General features: G+C 41.3%; 15 protein-coding genes. 9 read left to right on the forward strand and 6 right to left on the reverse strand.

Translation table 11 applies throughout. The features are described from left to right. Positions 1–83 precede the first annotated feature (83 nt). Both RDV52_RS08280 and ftcD read right to left on the reverse strand, forming a co-directional pair. The gene (locus RDV52_RS08280) at positions 84–2,081 is read right to left on the reverse strand and encodes a urocanate hydratase (RefSeq protein WP_004362183.1); all 1,998 of its coding nucleotides are present in this window, start codon (positions 2,079–2,081) and stop codon (positions 84–86) included. Positions 2,082–2,094: 13 nt separating this feature from the next. Beyond that, positions 2,095–3,798, reverse strand: a complete 1,704-nt coding sequence (gene ftcD / locus RDV52_RS08285; protein WP_004366115.1) for a glutamate formimidoyltransferase — start codon at positions 3,796–3,798, stop codon at positions 2,095–2,097. Positions 3,799–4,137: 339 nt separating this feature from the next. Between ftcD and RDV52_RS08290 the strand changes: the two genes are divergently transcribed. The 4 genes from RDV52_RS08290 to RDV52_RS08305 all read left to right on the forward strand — a co-directional run bounded on the left by RDV52_RS08290 (position 4,138) and on the right by RDV52_RS08305 (position 8,381). After that, on the forward strand, positions 4,138–5,094 hold the full coding sequence (locus tag RDV52_RS08290) for an aldose epimerase family protein (protein WP_004362186.1): 957 nt from the start codon (positions 4,138–4,140) through the stop codon (positions 5,092–5,094). A 70-nt stretch (positions 5,095–5,164) separates the two neighbouring features. Then, complete coding sequence (locus RDV52_RS08295; protein WP_004366113.1) at positions 5,165–6,010, forward strand: hypothetical protein; 846 nt, start codon at positions 5,165–5,167, stop codon at positions 6,008–6,010. A 729-nt stretch (positions 6,011–6,739) separates the two neighbouring features. After that, positions 6,740–7,696: a helix-turn-helix transcriptional regulator gene (locus RDV52_RS08300; protein WP_004362189.1), complete on the forward strand. Its 957-nt coding sequence runs from the start codon at positions 6,740–6,742 to the stop codon at positions 7,694–7,696. Between the two features lie 73 nt (positions 7,697–7,769). Beyond that, on the forward strand, positions 7,770–8,381 hold the full coding sequence (locus RDV52_RS08305) for a response regulator transcription factor (RefSeq protein ID WP_004362190.1): 612 nt from the start codon (positions 7,770–7,772) through the stop codon (positions 8,379–8,381). A gap of 10 nt (positions 8,382–8,391) precedes the next feature. Here the strand turns inward: RDV52_RS08305 and cls are convergent, their stop codons facing one another. The 3 genes from cls to kdsA all read right to left on the reverse strand — a co-directional run bounded on the left by cls (position 8,392) and on the right by kdsA (position 11,532). Beyond that, entirely contained in the window at positions 8,392–9,711 is a 1,320-nt protein-coding gene (gene cls / locus RDV52_RS08310; protein WP_004366109.1) for a cardiolipin synthase, read from the reverse strand. 90 nt (positions 9,712–9,801) lie between these two features. After that, on the reverse strand, positions 9,802–10,752 hold the full coding sequence (locus RDV52_RS08315; RefSeq protein ID WP_004362192.1) for a KpsF/GutQ family sugar-phosphate isomerase: 951 nt from the start codon (positions 10,750–10,752) through the stop codon (positions 9,802–9,804). Between the two features lie 21 nt (positions 10,753–10,773). Then, positions 10,774–11,532, reverse strand: coding sequence for a 3-deoxy-8-phosphooctulonate synthase (gene kdsA / locus RDV52_RS08320; protein ID WP_004362193.1), 759 nt, complete (start codon positions 11,530–11,532; stop codon positions 10,774–10,776). 314 nt (positions 11,533–11,846) lie between these two features. Here kdsA and RDV52_RS08325 point away from each other — a divergent pair, with 314 nt between their 5' ends. The 5 genes from RDV52_RS08325 to RDV52_RS08345 all read left to right on the forward strand — a co-directional run bounded on the left by RDV52_RS08325 (position 11,847) and on the right by RDV52_RS08345 (position 15,307). After that, a complete protein-coding gene (locus RDV52_RS08325; RefSeq protein WP_004366107.1) occupies positions 11,847–12,719 on the forward strand; it encodes a hypothetical protein in 873 nt (290 codons plus the stop codon). Positions 12,720–12,925: 206 nt separating this feature from the next. After that, on the forward strand, positions 12,926–13,768 hold the full coding sequence (locus RDV52_RS08330; protein WP_004366106.1) for a MotA/TolQ/ExbB proton channel family protein: 843 nt from the start codon (positions 12,926–12,928) through the stop codon (positions 13,766–13,768). Between the two features lie 3 nt (positions 13,769–13,771). Then, positions 13,772–14,296 carry a membrane protein gene (locus RDV52_RS08335; protein WP_004366105.1) on the forward strand — a complete coding sequence of 175 codons (525 nt, stop codon included), beginning with the start codon at positions 13,772–13,774 and terminating at the stop codon, positions 14,294–14,296. Further along, a complete protein-coding gene (locus RDV52_RS08340; protein ID WP_004366104.1) occupies positions 14,289–14,828 on the forward strand; it encodes an ExbD/TolR family protein in 540 nt (179 codons plus the stop codon). Before RDV52_RS08335 ends, RDV52_RS08340 begins: the two co-directional genes overlap by 8 nt. Next, positions 14,825–15,307 (forward strand): ExbD/TolR family protein, encoded by a 483-nt coding sequence (locus RDV52_RS08345; protein WP_004366103.1) that lies wholly within the window; start codon positions 14,825–14,827, stop codon positions 15,305–15,307. The genes RDV52_RS08340 and RDV52_RS08345 overlap by 4 nt, the downstream gene beginning before the upstream one ends. 438 nt (positions 15,308–15,745) lie before the next feature. On the opposite strand, the gene RDV52_RS08350 is transcribed toward RDV52_RS08345, so the two are convergent. Continuing rightward, positions 15,746–16,144: a hypothetical protein gene (locus tag RDV52_RS08350; protein WP_004366102.1), complete on the reverse strand. Its 399-nt coding sequence runs from the start codon at positions 16,142–16,144 to the stop codon at positions 15,746–15,748. Positions 16,145–16,226 lie beyond the last annotated feature (82 nt).

A 16,226-nucleotide genomic window follows, 5' to 3' on the forward strand; every position in this document is an offset into this window, starting at 1 on the left:
TTGTATTTAAAAGTTTAAGGTATTGTTTTTAAAATTAAAATTCACAGATAAGGACATGCCCTATCTGTGAATACGTTGTTTTTTTACTTGTATGCTTCGTTGATAATATCGTCATCAACAAGGTTTGGAAGCGTTACGGTCAAGCCTGGAGTACGTTCCATTTCGCGCTTGATGGCGTCGATTGAACCCTTGTTGCGTGCCCAGCTGCGACGAGAAATACCATTATTCACGTCCCAAAGGAGCATCTGACGAATGTGGCGAGCTGAATCTTCACTGCCATCGATAACCATTCCGAAGCCACCGTTGATAACTTCGCCCCAGCCGACGCCACCACCGTTGTGGATTGAAACCCATGTTGCACCACGGAAAGAATCTCCGATAACGTTCTGAACAGCCATATCAGCGCAGAATTGTGAGCCGTCGTAGATGTTGCTTGTTTCGCGGAATGGAGAGTCGGTACCTGATACGTCGTGGTGGTCGCGCCCCAAAACTACCGGGCGGCTGATTTCCCCTCGCTTGATAGCTTCGTTGAATGCCAAGGCAATCTTTATACGACCTTCAGAGTCAGCATAGAGAATACGAGCCTGAGAGCCTACAACGAGCTTGTTCTTGCCTGCTTCCTTAATCCAGTGGATATTGTCGTCCAATTGTCCGATAATGTCGGGAGTTGCAGTCTTGCGTATTTCTTCGAGAACTTCTGTTGCGATACGGTCGGTTGTCTCCAAGTCTTTAGGGTCGCCAGATGAACAAACCCAACGGAAAGGACCGAAACCATAGTCGAAGAACATAGGTCCCATAATGTCCTGAACGTATGAAGGATAACGGAATTTACCGTTCTCGCCCATAATATCAGCACCTGCACGGCTTGACTCCAATAGGAAGGCATTGCCGTAATCGAAGAAGTACATGCCTTTGGCAGTGAGTTTGTTGATTGCAGCAACCTGACGACGCAATGACGCTTGTACTTTTTCCTTGAACAATTCAGGCTCTTCTGCCATCATGCGTTTGCTTTCTTCCAGCGAAACACCTACTGGATAGTAGCCACCAGCCCAAGGGTTGTGGAGTGAAGTCTGGTCAGAACCAAGGTCTACATGGATATTTTCTTCTGCCAAACGTTCCCAAAGGTCTACCACGTTGCCCACGTATGCCATTGAAACCACTCGCTTCTCTTCGACAGCCTTGCGGATTGCAGGAATCAACTCATCAAGATTTTCGTGCAATTCGTCTACCCAACCTTGCTCATGACGCTTGCGAGCAGCCAACGGATTGATTTCTGCCGTTACGCTGACAACACCTGCTATGTTACCAGCCTTAGGCTGTGCACCTGACATGCCACCAAGACCAGCTGTAACAAACAACTTCATATTGTCGCCACCCACCTTGCGTGCAGCGTTCAACACGGTGATGGTTGTTCCGTGAACGATACCCTGAGGGCCGATATACATATACGAACCCGCTGTCATCTGACCGTATTGGCTTACGCCGAGTGCGTTGTCGCGTTCCCAATCGTCTGGTTTAGAGTAATTCGGAATAACCATTCCGTTGGTAACAACTACACGTGGAGCATTCTTGTGTGATGGGAAAAGACCGAGCGGATGCCCAGAATACATAACAAGTGTTTGCTCGTCGGTCATCTCACTCAAGTATTTCATAACCAAACGGTATTGTGCCCAGTTTTGGAAAACAGCACCATTGCCACCGTATGTAATCAATTCGTGAGGGTGTTGAGCCACAGCCTTGTCAAGGTTGTTCTGGATCATCATCATGATAGCAGCAGCCTGATGCGACTTGTGTGGGTATTCGTCAATAGGACGAGCGTACATTTCGTATGTAGGGCGGAAGCGATACATATATATGCGTCCGTATGTTTCTAACTCATTGGCAAATTCTGGTGCCAATGTAGCGTGGAACTTCTTCGGGAAGTAGCGCAATGCGTTACGAAGTGCAAGTTTCTTTTCTTCTGAAGTAAGAATGTCCTTGCGCTTTGGAGCATGGTTAATAGAAGTGTCGTATGCCTGAGGCTCTGGAAGCGTTTCAGGTATACCGGCACGAATGTCTGCTATAAATTCTTCTTTAGTCATTTTGTTTTGGTTTTTATAATTTCTCTTCTACTATCTTCATTATTTCGGCTTCGAGTTCGTTTGCTTTCTTAATGAGTTCGTTCGCCTCGCCTACGAGCTTGTCAGCAGTTTCGCGATCCTTCAGTCCAGAGGCATTAATCTTAACGTTCAAGCCTGCACCCAAGACGGCAGCACGAGCTGCAAGAACGCCTACACCGGCATCGGAAACACTGTTAGGATTGCCTTCTTCTGCCATAGCCTTGCAGAGTTCAAACACCTTGAACGATGCTTGCATAGTGTGCAAAGGTACTTGTGTTGCGAACAAAGTGGCAGCTTGGATAGCAGCAGAGCGTGCAGCTTTCTCTTCTTCCGTCTTCTTTGGAAGACCAAATGCCTCCATAATGCGGTTGAAAGCCTCGGTATCTTCGTCTACAAGTGTCATAAGTTCTGCCTGAATCTTCTGTCCCTTGTCTGCCCAGTTGCTGAACTCTTCCCAGCGAGCGTCCCAACCAGCCTTGTGGCTTGAGAGGTTGGCAACCATTGTGCCCAGTGCTGCACCTAAAGCACCCATATATGCAGAGATGGTACCACCGCCCGGAGCTGGCGATTCGCGCGATGTTTCATCGGCAAAGCCTTTTACAGTAAGGTCGATAAGTTTCTTCGACTTGTTCTCGTCTTCCAAAAGATATTCTATAACCTTTTCGCGTGGATTGAATTCCTTCAGGTCGTCCAAGCCCATAGACTTGATGGCAATCTGCAAGATGTCTTCTTCAGGAATACCCGTAGAGCGATTTTGCTTTCTTAAGAAATACTTACCAGCATCGATCAATGTACGTTTTGGAATCAAACCAACGATTTCCGTTCCTGTAACACGAATGCCACGATTTTGTGCACAACGGCAAACCTCGTCGAAAGCAACGTGCAATGGTGTAACGTTAATGTTGGTGATATTCATTGAAACCTGTGCGATGCCGTACTCGTCGATGAACCAACCAATCGCCTTTGTGCCCTTCAGCGTGCCTGGAATCATGATAGTCTTTCCGTTTTCGTCCTTCATTGGCTTGCCCACAGGTGAGCCACCTTCACGCTTTGGACGACCTTTCTCGCGTACATCGAATGCAATTGCATTGGCACGACGGGTAGAAGTAGTGTTTAAGTTGAAGTTTGTAGCAATTAAGAAATCACGAGCGCCCACCGCAGTACAGCCGGTACGTGCTACGCCTTCGTCCCAAGGACGTGCGCCAAAGTCGGGTGCTTCTGCTTCAACTGTCATTCTTTCTGCCAATCCTTCATACTCTCCCTTACGGCAAATAGCAAGGTTACGGCGTTCAGGAGTTCTTGCAGCAGCTTCGTAGCAATAGCAAGGTATTTGTAATTCGTTAGCAATCCTTTCAGCTAATTTACGTGCTAACACTGCACATTCCTCAAGTGTAATACCTGATACTGGGATTAATGGGCAAACATCAGTAGCTCCCATGCGAGGGTGAGCACCATGATGATGGCGCATATCAATGAGCTGAGCAGCCTTCTTCACACATTGAAATGCAGCTTCTAATACTGTGTCAGGAGCACCAACAAAAGTGATTACTGTACGGTTTGTAGCTTCTCCCGGGTCTACATCAAGCAGTTTCACACCCTTTACACGTTCGATTTCGTCTGTTACTTGCTTAATGATAGCCTTGTTACGTCCCTCACTAATATTAGGAACACATTCAATGATTTGTTTTTCTTGTACCATTTCTATTTTGTATATTAAATTTTTTAGGCATATTTCTTTGGGGTGTAAAAGTAAGAATAAGGTGGCAAACTACAAAATATTTAGCCTTAAACTATTCAAAAAAATGCAGTTTTACGGCAATATGTAATGAGATATTCCCCTATTTTGTAGAAAAAGAATTATTTTCTCTTACATTATGCTTTGTCAGCATCTAATTTTAATTTGCTTATATGTATGTTAAAATAGTGTCAAAAGTAAGATTTCTTTTCTAAAAAATCTCTTTTTCAAAAAAAAGAACTATTTTTGCAATAGTCATATATGATAAGTTTATATAAATAGATTTGTCTAAAGTTTAAAACGATGAGATACCTAAGTTTTACAATAATAGCTTGTTTTTTCTTTCTTGTGCTGTCCGCACAAGATATAAAAACCTTTGAGTTACGAAATCGGACAGGTATGAAAGCCGTAGTAAGTAACTATGGTGCACGTATTATGAGGCTTGAGGTGCGTAATTGGAATGGAAGGTTAGAACCCGTAATAAAAGGTTATAAACACATGTCTAATTATAGAGACGACACGAAACTTGGTGCAACGCTCATGAGTTTTGGCGGAGACGTTTCCTCTGTCTTGGCTGATAAGGTCTGGGAAACCGTTAAAACCGATTGCCAAACAGTAACTTTCCGTTGTGTTACAGACATTAAAGATGGTGGACATGATGGAAAGTTAAATGTTTCAGTAACTTATACATTATCTGATCAGAATGCGCTTGACATTGATTATAGCATGGTTTCTACGATTCCGACATATTACAACCTTACTAATGGCATCGTTTTTAACTTGTCAGGCGACCTTACCCGCTCTATTCTGAAGCAACATTTGTGGATAGATTCGTATAAAACAAACATATTGGATACAAATCACCAACTTACAAATGAGCAACAAAATGTGCGTAATACTCCATTAGACTTCAATCAGCCAAGAGAGTTAGGCGAACGTATCGGATATTTGCAAAATGGCTATAACCATATCTTTCAATTACGACATCATTCTAACGAACAAAGTCCTGATGCCATTCTTTTCGATGAACAGAGCGGAAGAGTGATGACTGTTTATACCATTGAACCAATTTTGCATATAAATTCTTATGGCAAACAAAGCACTGGCATTTCGTTCCAACCCATTCATGGGGAATATGATGATAGTAAGAAAGAAATAAAAGCTATGCTTTCTCCTGGCGAAGTTTATCGTTCTGCAACAGTGTTCACCTTTACAACCGACCCTCCGTTGATAATGAGAAAAGAGCATATTGGTAAATAGATTTGTAGAAAAGATTAAATACTTTTAATTTATTTGGCTGTTAAATATCAAAAATCTAATTTTGCACCGTATGAAGAAGATATTTGTCGCAATCATAGCAGTATTCCTTAGTTTAGGAATGAATGCACAAGGCACAAGCAATAGCAACTCTGATACCTCTGATGTTGCACCTATTGTTCCTTCACATCTTAAAGGAGCAAGGAAAGCAACGAAGGTAGAGAAAGAATATGCACGTCATTTAGCAGAAGAACGTGACCAGCAACAAGCCGTGACAAGTTCGTCACAGTTCAACGAATACGATAATTCCGAAGCATACAACGATATGTATTATCCTTATTGGAACTATGGTTTTGGGGGCGATTCGTGGCGATTACACAAAGGTTTGAATGTTAATCTCAGTGCATCTGTGTTTGCCAATCTTGGTCATGGCTATTCTCATGGAGCTGGTTTCACGCAAGACGTGTCGTTAATGTACGTAACCGACTTATCGCCAAAAGCTGCTTTAGCCGTAGGCGGATATATTAATAATGTAACATATAGAGGTTCCAACTATACCACGGCTGGTATTAATGCTTTGTTCAACTATAGGTTTAACGACAATTGGAGTGCCTACCTCTTTGTTCAGAAGGCTTTCAATTCGGGCAACTTCAACCCTTGGGTCTTCGGCTATGGCGGTTACGATGGCTATGTTGCCAGATTTTCACCAATGTATTATGGTCTTGGATATTCACCATATTTTGGCGACGGCTACGGTATGGCAGCACGAAAGTTTATGGATCGGATTGGTGGCGGTGTTACATATCAGTGGGGTGAGCACAAACAAAACTCGCTTTCTATAAGCGTAGAGTACGATCGCCTACCCAACCAAGATAGTGGCTTGTACGATTTTAACCGATACAGTTATCCGGTTAGATAAATATAATAATGTGTAGGCTATTATAAGCCAAGTGGATTGTACGAAAACGAATAGCCGCTTTCTATGATAGAATAAATGTTCTCTGGAGGTTTATTTTGTAAAAGAAAATAATATGGAATGCCCTATTAGGGCTTGAGGCTTTTCAAAAACCATTGTTTTGCTATACAAAAGGCACTGTTTTGTCTCACAAAACGGTGCCTTTTGCGATATAAAACAGTGCCTTTTGTAAAGTGCTATGGTAGAGAACGTTATACGATTATTATTTTCCGATGAGATATTTACATCTTTTTAGAACCTGTCATAAAGGTGTAAGAATAGCACCTGACTGCTGTTTTTGCAAAAAGAAAGGTTGTTTTCTTTGTTTTTTTTATTTTATTTGTCTAATTATTAGTACTTTTGCAAATCAAAAAGAGTGCAGATTCCTAATTGCTGTCTCGCAGCAGGAAAGTAGAGAAGACTAAGTTTGTATCTTGTTGCCCATAACATTTCCCTACTGTACGAGAGTTGCGATTATCCCTGCACCCATTTGTTTGCAAAGATACAATCATTATTTGTTTGCTGCAATACTAAATTTTTGGTATTTTGAAATACCTACTTTTGGCTATTGTGCAAATCACGAAAATGTTGTTACTTTGCATAGATATTGCAATAAGATGACAACGGCCATCTGTCGTTTTTCTCGATTGCAGATACTCTTATACAAAGATATTGAATAAAAAAACGACCTAGATGAAAAATCATAAGATGTATGAAGCTGAGGATAAGATGATTTCTCTTATCAGCGATAATTACGACCTGCTTCAGGCCTTAGGCAGTTTTGGAATTAACTTAGGCTTCGGAGATAAAACAGTTCGCGAGGTCTGCGATAGTCAGAATGTTGATACCTATACATTTTTGTCTATCGTGAATTTCACAATGAATGGTTATAAGGATTATGATGATGCCGATAGATTGTCTATACCTACTTTAGTAAAGTACCTAAAGGCTTTCCATACCTACTATTTGGATTTCCAGTTGCCATTCATTCGTAAGAAACTTGTAGATTCGTTGGACGAGAACGACAATTTAGCCCGCCTTATTCTAAAATTGTATGATGAGTATGCGCACGACATTCGTAACCATATGCAATACGAAGAGAAGACGGTTTTCCCCTATGTCGATTCATTGTTGTCGGGTCAGACAAATAATAATTATGACATAGAGACCTTCTCTAAACACCATAAACAGACCGACGTAAAATTGCACGAGCTTAAAAACATCATTATTAAATATCTCCCTTCAGATGCACATCGTAACAGTCAGCTTACGGCAACATTATATGATATCTACCGTTGTGAGGATTGGCTCGACCAGCATGCCGATGTTGAAGAAGAAATATTTATCCCTGCCATTCGTCATTTAGAAATGAAGAGTAAGCAGAACGATGTGTCTGTTAAAATATCAAGCATGCTTAGCAAGCAGCCTGATATGGGAGAGACACTGAGCGACCGCGAAAAAGATGTAATCATTTGTGTTGTCCAGGGAATGACAAATAAAGAAATTGCTAACCATTTGTGTATTTCAACAAATACTGTCATAACACATCGTAGAAACATAGCGCGTAAATTGCAGATACACTCTCCGGCAGGTCTCACTATCTATGCTATCGTAAATAATCTGGTAGATATAGGTGCGGTAAACCTTTAGTGGATACCTATTTTGTTGGGAAGGTAACATAAACTCGTTATTGCTTAAAGAATAATATAATTATTTTGCTCTTATGGATATGAATAAAATAATGAACGGGCGTCCACGTATTGCAGTTCTTGATCCGAATACGCTTGCTGTTCTTGGGTTGAAGAATATCCTTCAGAATGTTCTTCCCATAATGGAAGTTGATACATTCTCCTCTTTCGATGAATTCCTTACAGCTGATCCCGATTCGTTTTTTCATTATTTTGCAGCACAGACCGTTGTCTTAGAGCACAGAGCGTTTTTTACTGAACGCAAGCAAAAGACCATTCTACTAACAGTCTCAAAGGATTCTAATTCTCAGTTGTCTGGTTTCCATACTATATGTGTAAGCACCAATGAGGAAGAATTAGTGCGTAATCTGCTTATGATAGAGCAATATGGACATGCAGGAGGGAAGAATTTCCCCGAGATGCCCCAGGTCTTGAAGAATAAAATACTGAGTAATCGAGAGATTGAAGTTCTCTCTTTAGTGGTACAAGGTTTCATTAATAAGGAAATTGCAACTAAGCTCAACATTAGCTTAACTACGGTTATTACACATCGAAAGAATATTATGGAAAAGTTAGGAATGAAGAGCGTGTCTGCATTGACAATCTATGCAGTTATGCATGGATATGTGGATATAAGTAAAATCTGATGGTTTGGGATTAGAGGAATGGAGAGAGAAAGTAACCTAACTTGCCTTTCAACTTCTGCCAAGGAGTTCTCCATTTGTTCCATTTCTCTTCTGTTAGTTTGAAACACTTCTTTTTCTGATTTTCAAAAATAGTATCCAGTTCTTTTGTTATGCCCTTGTCTATGACAACCGCATTAACCTCTCTGTCCCATCTTAGGCTTCTGGAATTTAAGTTTGCTGAACCTATTGTGCAGAATTTTCCATCTACGAGTATTATTTTTGTATGATGGAAGCCTGGTTCGAACAGCCAAATTGTGCAACCATCTTTCATAAGTTTATGTGCATTATAGTAACTACAATCGGGCGTTAATGGTATATCGCTTTTGACACTTAGCATTATTTCGACTTTCACTCCACGTTTTGCAGCGTTCTTTAATGCTGTTCTTAACTTCGGACTGAGTGTAAAATATGGGTTTATAATCTTTATACTATCTTTTGCATCGTTGATGGCTTTCTCGTAAAAGAACCGGATTATATCTTTCGACACATGTGGCTCACGGTTAATAATACCCACCATTTGATGCCCGGCAGATTTACAAGTGTCTGCCTTTAACCCCTTTATATAATTCGCATTGCTTATTCCACGGTAATACTTAGCACCATGTACGTTTTGCCCAGAGACCTTATTCCACATTTGCAGGAATATTTTCTGTAACGTGTTTACAGCATCTCCTTCTATTCTGCAATGCATATCGTGCCATTCGCCAACAGCTTTTGTTCCTTTTATATAGTAGTCTGCAACATTCATGCCACCAGTATAACCAATTTTTCCATCAATAACGACTATCTTGCGGTGGTCTCTGTTAAATATGTCTTGTATCCATGGGAAAGCCATTGGCTTGAATTCATATATTTCAATGCCTTTCTTTCTAATCTCTTTTAAATGTCTTTTACGCATCGGACGGTTGTTGCTGGCATTGCCGAACCCATCGAATATCGCTCTGACCTCTATTCCTTCTTTTGCTTTCTTCGCAAGACGCGTAATCAGTTCGTTGTTTATGGAGTCGTTTCTGAAGTTGAAATACTCTAAATGAATGCTTGAATGGGCTTGGTCAATAGCTTTAAATAGGTCATCAAACTTCTCTTGACCAGTGGTTAAAAGCGTTACAGAGTTATTATTACTGAACTGTATACCTTTTGTTCTGAGTTGTTTTACAATCAGAGAGTCCGAGTGAGTCTGTTGTAAATATTGTGTATAAATTATGGGTATTGTTGTTGTGGCTTGCCCAATTATGCTAAACCATAACAATAAAAGGGTAAGTAGAAGTGAATATTTTTCTATCTTTCTCACGTTATCCGTCTGTTGTATTTCTCTTTATCCCTCTATTTTATTGTTCTCTTCACACCCTACTGTGTTCTTCTTTGCTCCGATATGCAACTATTAAAGCATACAACTGTAATGATCAACTACGCCTAATAGTCTTTGTTCCTTATCGCAAACCAATACTGTATGTATTTTGTATTTGTGCATAATGCTTTGTATTTCGGTAATTTTAGTATTCGGGAGAACTGTCTTGGGAGTTCTTGTCATTATGTCTTCTACGGTATGATCGAAGAATTTAGCCTGCCATTTCTCCATTGCACGGCGTATATCACCATCGGTAATCAGCCCAATAACCTTGTTTTTCTCCACAGAAACGCCCAAGCCTAACTTGCCGTTGCTGACGTGAATGATGGCTTCTCCCAAGTGCATCTCCTTTGGAATGATGGGCAAATCCTCTGAACGCATGACGTCTTGAGCCGTTGTCAGCAGGCGTTTGCCCAATTCTCCGCCGGGGTGGAACTGTGCAAAATCTTTCGGTCGGAACTTCCTGACTTCCATTAAGGCAATTGCAAGTGCATCGCCCATAACCAAAGCGGCTGTAGTGGAGCTTGTCGGAGCAAGATTTAGTGGGCATGCCTCCTTCTCGACCCATACCTTTATGTGTGTCGTTGCATATTTAGCCAACAGTGAATTTGGATTTGCGCTCATGCCTATGATAGGAATATTCATGTGCAGAACCATTGGAATAAAACGTAGAAGCTCGTCCGTCTGTCCTGAATTGGACAGTGCCAAGACCACATCGCCCCTTGCCATGGCACCCAAATCGCCATGAAAGACATCTAATGGATTGGCGAAGAAAGCAGGAGTGCCCGTAGACGAAAGGGTTGCAGCTATCTTGGCACCAATATTTCCGCTTTTTCCTACTCCTGTAACAATGACTTTTCCTTTGCAATGGTACATCAAGTCCACAGCTTTATCGAAGTTTTCGTCCAACTGTCCTATCAGTGCCAAGGTTGCATTTGCCTCGTCCTTTATGCACTGTATTGCGTAATCTCTGACATTCTTCATTTTGTTTGTTCTCTCTTCGCTTTATTGTAGTTGTCCGATTAGGTCGTCTAATTTTGCTAATTCCAACATATTGGCAGCATCGCTCAAACCTTTGTCTGGGTCGGGGTGCACTTCGAAGAAGTATCCATTTGCTCCAAAAGCTTTGGCTGCCAATGCCATTGAAGGCACAAACTTACGGTCGCCGACAGTCTTTCCATTGCCTGCACTTGGTCGTTGAACACTGTGTGTGCAATCCATAATCACTGTTTCGCTAAACGCTTGCATGTCTGGAATGTTCCGGAAATCCACGACAAGGTTGTTATAACCAAAGCTATTGCCGCGTTCTGTAAGCCATACTTCTTTTGCTCCGCTGTCTACGCATTTCTCTACTGGATATTTCATATCTCTTCCGCTTAGGAATTGTGCTTTCTTAATATTCACAATCTTCCCTGTTTTAGCGGCTGCAACCAGTAAATCGGTTTGTCTGCATAGAAAGGCTGGTATCTGAATGACGTCTACAACCTTGCCAACTTTTTCTGCCTGATAGCTTTCATGAATGTCAGTGAGTAGCTTTAAACCGTATTTATCTTTTATTTCTTGCAGCATTACAAGTCCTTTCACCATTCCTGGTCCGCGAAAAGCATTCAGACTGGTACGGTTTGCCTTGTCGAAACTGGCTTTAAAGATAATGTCGATGCCATATTTCTTGTTCAGGCGCACTAGTTCTGCAGCGACAGTGTCCAGGAGTTCTTGGCTTTCAATGACGCAAGGCCCTGCAATATAGATATTTTTATTAGTCATTTATAGGCGAAATGAAGTGTGATATATAAAGAATGTTGCCTTCAAAGCAGTTTTATGCTGCAAAGGTATATATAATAAGGTGAATATGCAAACCATCGGTCTAACTTTATTGACGTGAGTTCGATGAATTGCAATTGTTTGTAAATAGGGTAATGTTTATATCCCACGAGTGATATACAAACGTGTATGAAAGCGGTTTCAGACAACGTGAAACAACCAATAAATTCGTCAGTCTAACTTTATTAAGACTTTATAATACGGTGAGCGTATTTAGTATTGAAGTTTTTTGTACTTTTGCAGGCAAAACAGGACGTATGATATTAATTGCAGATAGCGGTAGTACAAAAACCGATTGGATAATATGGACTGGCGATGAAGGTAGCGACAAAGTGATTTCGACGCAGGGAATAAATCCTTTTCACCAATCGGTTGATGAGATAGAACTCATTGTAAGGAATGAAGTGTTGCCTCTATTGGTTTCTGTCTTAGATTGTATAGATGCAGCAAATTTAATTAAGTCTGTTGCATTCTATGGGGCAGGTTGTACTGAAAGCGTATCGCCCAAGATGCAAGACTGCTTGTCTGGTATCTTTGCAGAAGCCAACATTGAAGTTGCCGGCGACTTGCTTGGTGCAGCTCGGGCATTGTGTGGCAATAGCCTCGGCATAACTTGTATATTGGGAACAGGTTCGAACAGTTGTTTTTACGACGGCGAGAAGATAGTAGAGAATGTCCCTCCGCTTGGCTATATCTTGGGCGACGAGGGTAGCGGAGCCGCATTGGGCAAGCTCTTTATGAACGGAATATTCAAGGGCGACCTGCCTGCGGCTATTCGGGATCTGTATCTTCGTGAAGAAAATATTACTTATACGGAAGTCATAGAAAGGGTCTATCGCAAGCCGTTAGCCAATAGATTTCTTGCTTCCACTTCGAAATTCATCTGCCGACATTTAGATATGCCCGAATTAAAAGTATTGGTACAACAGAACTTCGAGTTCTTCTTTGAGCGCAATGTGTGCAAGTATGCCTGCTATGGAGTAAAGAAAGTATCTGCGACAGGCAGCATAGCTTACCATTTTCGCAATGCTTTCGAGGCAGCAGCAGCAAGATATGGCTTCGTAGTAGATAGGGTAGAGCGGTCGCCTATCCACGGAATGTTAGCTTATCATAAGAATAGGTGCCAGTAACCGCACAATGTAGCCACTGTATTTGTTCGGCTAATACGTCGTTCCGAAAGATATTCCACCTATCGTTTGGTGATTATTCATAAAATTAGTATTTTTGGCTCGCAATACAACAAGAGTCGTATTGCAGGTAAAAGATGATTGTTTAAATACTTGGAGAAGGCTTGTCCGACATTTAATTGTATAGAACTTTAGAAACAAATGACAATATGAAAAAAGTAATTGCTTGTTTTGTAATCTTCGCAACTATCCTGTTTGCTTGTCCGTTGGGTAGCGTTGCGCAAAACAATACTGCGACTCAACAGAAACCAAATGCAGTAAATACCGTTAGTAAAGATGCACAAGGTAGCGACGCACTCGATGAACTTGAAGCAGAATCCAATGTGCCTCAAGCACAGAAAGCATCTGCCGACAATATGGGTTTCCACCAGTTGCTAAAACAAAAGTTTATTGATGGTAATGCAGGCTTTATGTCGCTTGTAGCTTTGGCTTTGGTTTTAGGTTTGGCTTTTTGCATAGAACGCATTATCTATCTTAGTCTTTCAGAAATTGATGCCAAGCGTTTTATGGGAAAACTAACCGACCTGATTGTTGCTAACGACATAGAACAAGCAAAAGAACTTAGCCGAAACACGCGCGGTCCGGTAGCTTCTATCTGCTATCAAGGTTTGTTGCGTATAGATAGTTCTATCGAGGATATAGAACGCAGCGTAGCTTCATACGGCAGTGTGCAGAGTGCTAACTTAGAGAAAGGTTGTTCGTGGGTAACACTTTTCATAGCAATGGCACCATCGTTAGGTTTCCTTGGTACGGTGATTGGAATGGTAATGGCTTTCGACCAGATACAAATTGCAGGCGACATTAGTCCTACCATTGTGGCTTCGGGAATGAAAGTGGCACTTATAACCACCATTTTTGGTATTATTGTAGCTTTGGTTCTACAGATATTCTACAACTACATACTTTCTAAGATAGAACATCTGACGGCTCAGATGGAAGAGTCTGCCATATCGTTGTTAGATGCCATTGTTGTGTATAAACTGAAGCGATAGACTATGAACGTGAAAAATAAACTTTCTAAATGGGCAGAAGAACGAATATCGCAACGCATTCTGTACGTCTTAATAGGCGTTATTGCACTTGTGTTCGTGCTGTTCTTCTCGGTAGGCTTCTATACTCCATTTGCTGGCGACCCTTCTTTCAATGCTCCACTGTTCACCGATGTGCTTCTTATATTTATGTGGATTCTCTTCGGGTTGGCAGTTCTCACAATGGTCGTGTCGTTAATTCGTACTGCACGAACAATGTCTGTTAAGCAGCGTGTGGTGAATGGTATTCCTACTTACAAAATATCCATAGCCGTGTTTGGTACAACACTTTTGTGCCTTGTGTTGTCGTTTGTCTTCGGTTCTTCTCGTCCTATGCTTATAAATGGCGCAAACTATACCAATACATTCTGGTTGAAGGTTTCCGATATGTTTGTTACATCATCAATTGTGTTGCTTCTTGTTGCAATAGCTGTAACAGCTTTTGGTGCGACACGCTATTATAGAAAGAAAAATAAAAACGCCAATGTTTAAACGTGCTAAACGAAAAGTTCCAGGCTTAAACACCTCTTCTACAGCCGACATATCGTTTATGTTGTTGATACTCTTCCTGGTTACCACGTCGATGGAGGTAGATGAGGGATTGGAACGCACGCTTCCACCGATAGAGAAGAAGCAGAAAGAAATCCAATCTATGGTAGACGAACGTTTGGTGTTGCACTTTCAGATACTTGATAACAACAAGTTGCTGCTAAACAATAAGCCTATAGCATTGGCTACTGTAAGGAAGACTGTAGCCAACTTTGTTGCACCTAAGGGTAAAGAGCACATTATTCAGCTTCAGGCAGATTCACACGCTTCGTATAATGCTTATTTCTCGCTTCAGAACGAAATAGTTGCAGCCTATAACGATTTGCGCAATAAGCGAGCCGAACAGTTGTATGGCAAACTCTATCAACTTTGTTCTGTCGAACAACAAGAACAGATTGCCGACGAAATACCGCAACGCATATCAGAGGTCTATGCTACAGAGAATGCAAAAACACAGAAAGGAGGCAACCAATGAGCATCTATCGACGTCGTAAACACGACATTCCGGAACTGAACACAGCTTCGTTGCCCGACCTTATTTTTACCATTCTGTTCTTCTTTATGCTCGTTACCCACATGCGTAAAACTACTGTTAAGGTGAAATATCAGGTACCGCAGGGAACAGAACTGACCAAGTTGGTGAAGAAATCTGCCATATCCTATATATATATAGGTACACCCACCGATGCTACTGGCGAGGCTTTGGGCGACAGTATATGTGTGCAGCTGAACGACAAGATTATTGATTTGAAAGATATAAAAGGTTATCTTGCAAAAGAACGGCAAACCATGTCGGCAACTGATAGAAAGCAAATGAGTGCCAGCGTGCGTGCCGACAAGAACTCACCAATGGGAATGATAAACGATATTAAGCAGAGTTTGCGCGAAAGCAATGTACTGAAAGTAAACTTTGCTGCAACATTTAAGAAACATAATACCACTACATCTTATTAGTGCAAATTGCACGAGAGCATACGCTTTAGTATATGAATACTATGGCACGAGTGAAAAACCGATAAAGCAAACAAGGAAAAACTCGTGTTGGAAAAATCCCAGATACGAGTATAAATAAACATTTATAACAACCCTGCCGGGGGAGCTACAATTTTGCATTTGACGATATTATATATCGTGGGGCACAAAAGTACATTTCGTGGGGCACGAAAGTATATATTGTGGGGCACGAAAGTACATTTTATCGATATTAACAATTGGAGATTCCGGCTTAACAAAATTTAGCTATGCCATTTTATAAGAAAATTAAAATGAAAGTAAACGACAAATATACCCATAAGCTGTTGCCGTAGGCGCAGTGTTTATAACTGCACTTGCAGCAATACCCTCGTTTCTTTACGGAACGAGGGTGCTTGTTTTTTACAGATACTTGTACCTTTAATAATCGCCTTTCTTATAAGTCTGGTCGAACAAGATGGTTTTGGCGTCTTTGCCCGAACGGTAAGTAAAGCGGAAGTTAAAGCCAGCCTCTTTGTACGGTTTAGAAGCCATGTCGGCTTTAACACCAGCCAACAAAGTTTGTTGGAGCAATTGTTTGTGTGCGGCAATATTCATCTTGTTGTCTGCTTCATTCAGGAACGAATAGCAATAATGAATAGTGCGTGTGTCGGGTTCGTACACCATGCTGTCCATTCGTGTGTCTGAAACGACAGGGGTGGGGCAGTGCTTCTGTGTGTATTCCTTACATTCTTTCGCTGCTCTGTCTTCTAAACTCTCTTGACAGCTTGTAAGCAAGAAGCAGCCAATGGCAATGAAAAACAATTTGGTAAACTTCATAATTCTATTGTGTTATATGTATTAACGTGCGCAAAGGTAGGGCTTTTTGTGCAATTTTATGATTGGTTCTTTTGTTTTTCTC

Source organism: Prevotella nigrescens, assembly GCF_031191185.1.
Lineage (GTDB): Bacteria > Bacteroidota > Bacteroidia > Bacteroidales > Bacteroidaceae > Prevotella > Prevotella nigrescens.

Bases quoted from the DNA above. Each gene is read 5' to 3' on its own strand.
- RDV52_RS08280 (WP_004362183.1), bottom strand. From the start codon at position 2,081: ATGACTAAAGAAGAATTTATAGCAGACATTCGTGCCGGTATACCTGAA.
- ftcD (WP_004366115.1), bottom strand. From the start codon at position 3,798: ATGGTACAAGAAAAACAAATCATTGAATGTGTTCCTAATATTAGTGAG.
- RDV52_RS08290 (WP_004362186.1), top strand. From the start codon at position 4,138: ATGAGATACCTAAGTTTTACAATAATAGCTTGTTTTTTCTTTCTTGTG.
- RDV52_RS08295 (WP_004366113.1), top strand. From the start codon at position 5,165: ATGAAGAAGATATTTGTCGCAATCATAGCAGTATTCCTTAGTTTAGGA.
- RDV52_RS08300 (WP_004362189.1), top strand. From the start codon at position 6,740: ATGAAAAATCATAAGATGTATGAAGCTGAGGATAAGATGATTTCTCTT.
- RDV52_RS08305 (WP_004362190.1), top strand. From the start codon at position 7,770: ATGGATATGAATAAAATAATGAACGGGCGTCCACGTATTGCAGTTCTT.
- RDV52_RS08315 (WP_004362192.1), bottom strand. From the start codon at position 10,752: ATGAAGAATGTCAGAGATTACGCAATACAGTGCATAAAGGACGAGGCA.
- kdsA (WP_004362193.1), bottom strand. From the start codon at position 11,532: ATGACTAATAAAAATATCTATATTGCAGGGCCTTGCGTCATTGAAAGC.
- RDV52_RS08325 (WP_004366107.1), top strand. From the start codon at position 11,847: ATGATATTAATTGCAGATAGCGGTAGTACAAAAACCGATTGGATAATA.
- RDV52_RS08330 (WP_004366106.1), top strand. From the start codon at position 12,926: ATGAAAAAAGTAATTGCTTGTTTTGTAATCTTCGCAACTATCCTGTTT.
- RDV52_RS08335 (WP_004366105.1), top strand. From the start codon at position 13,772: ATGAACGTGAAAAATAAACTTTCTAAATGGGCAGAAGAACGAATATCG.
- RDV52_RS08340 (WP_004366104.1), top strand. From the start codon at position 14,289: ATGTTTAAACGTGCTAAACGAAAAGTTCCAGGCTTAAACACCTCTTCT.
- RDV52_RS08345 (WP_004366103.1), top strand. From the start codon at position 14,825: ATGAGCATCTATCGACGTCGTAAACACGACATTCCGGAACTGAACACA.
- RDV52_RS08350 (WP_004366102.1), bottom strand. From the start codon at position 16,144: ATGAAGTTTACCAAATTGTTTTTCATTGCCATTGGCTGCTTCTTGCTT.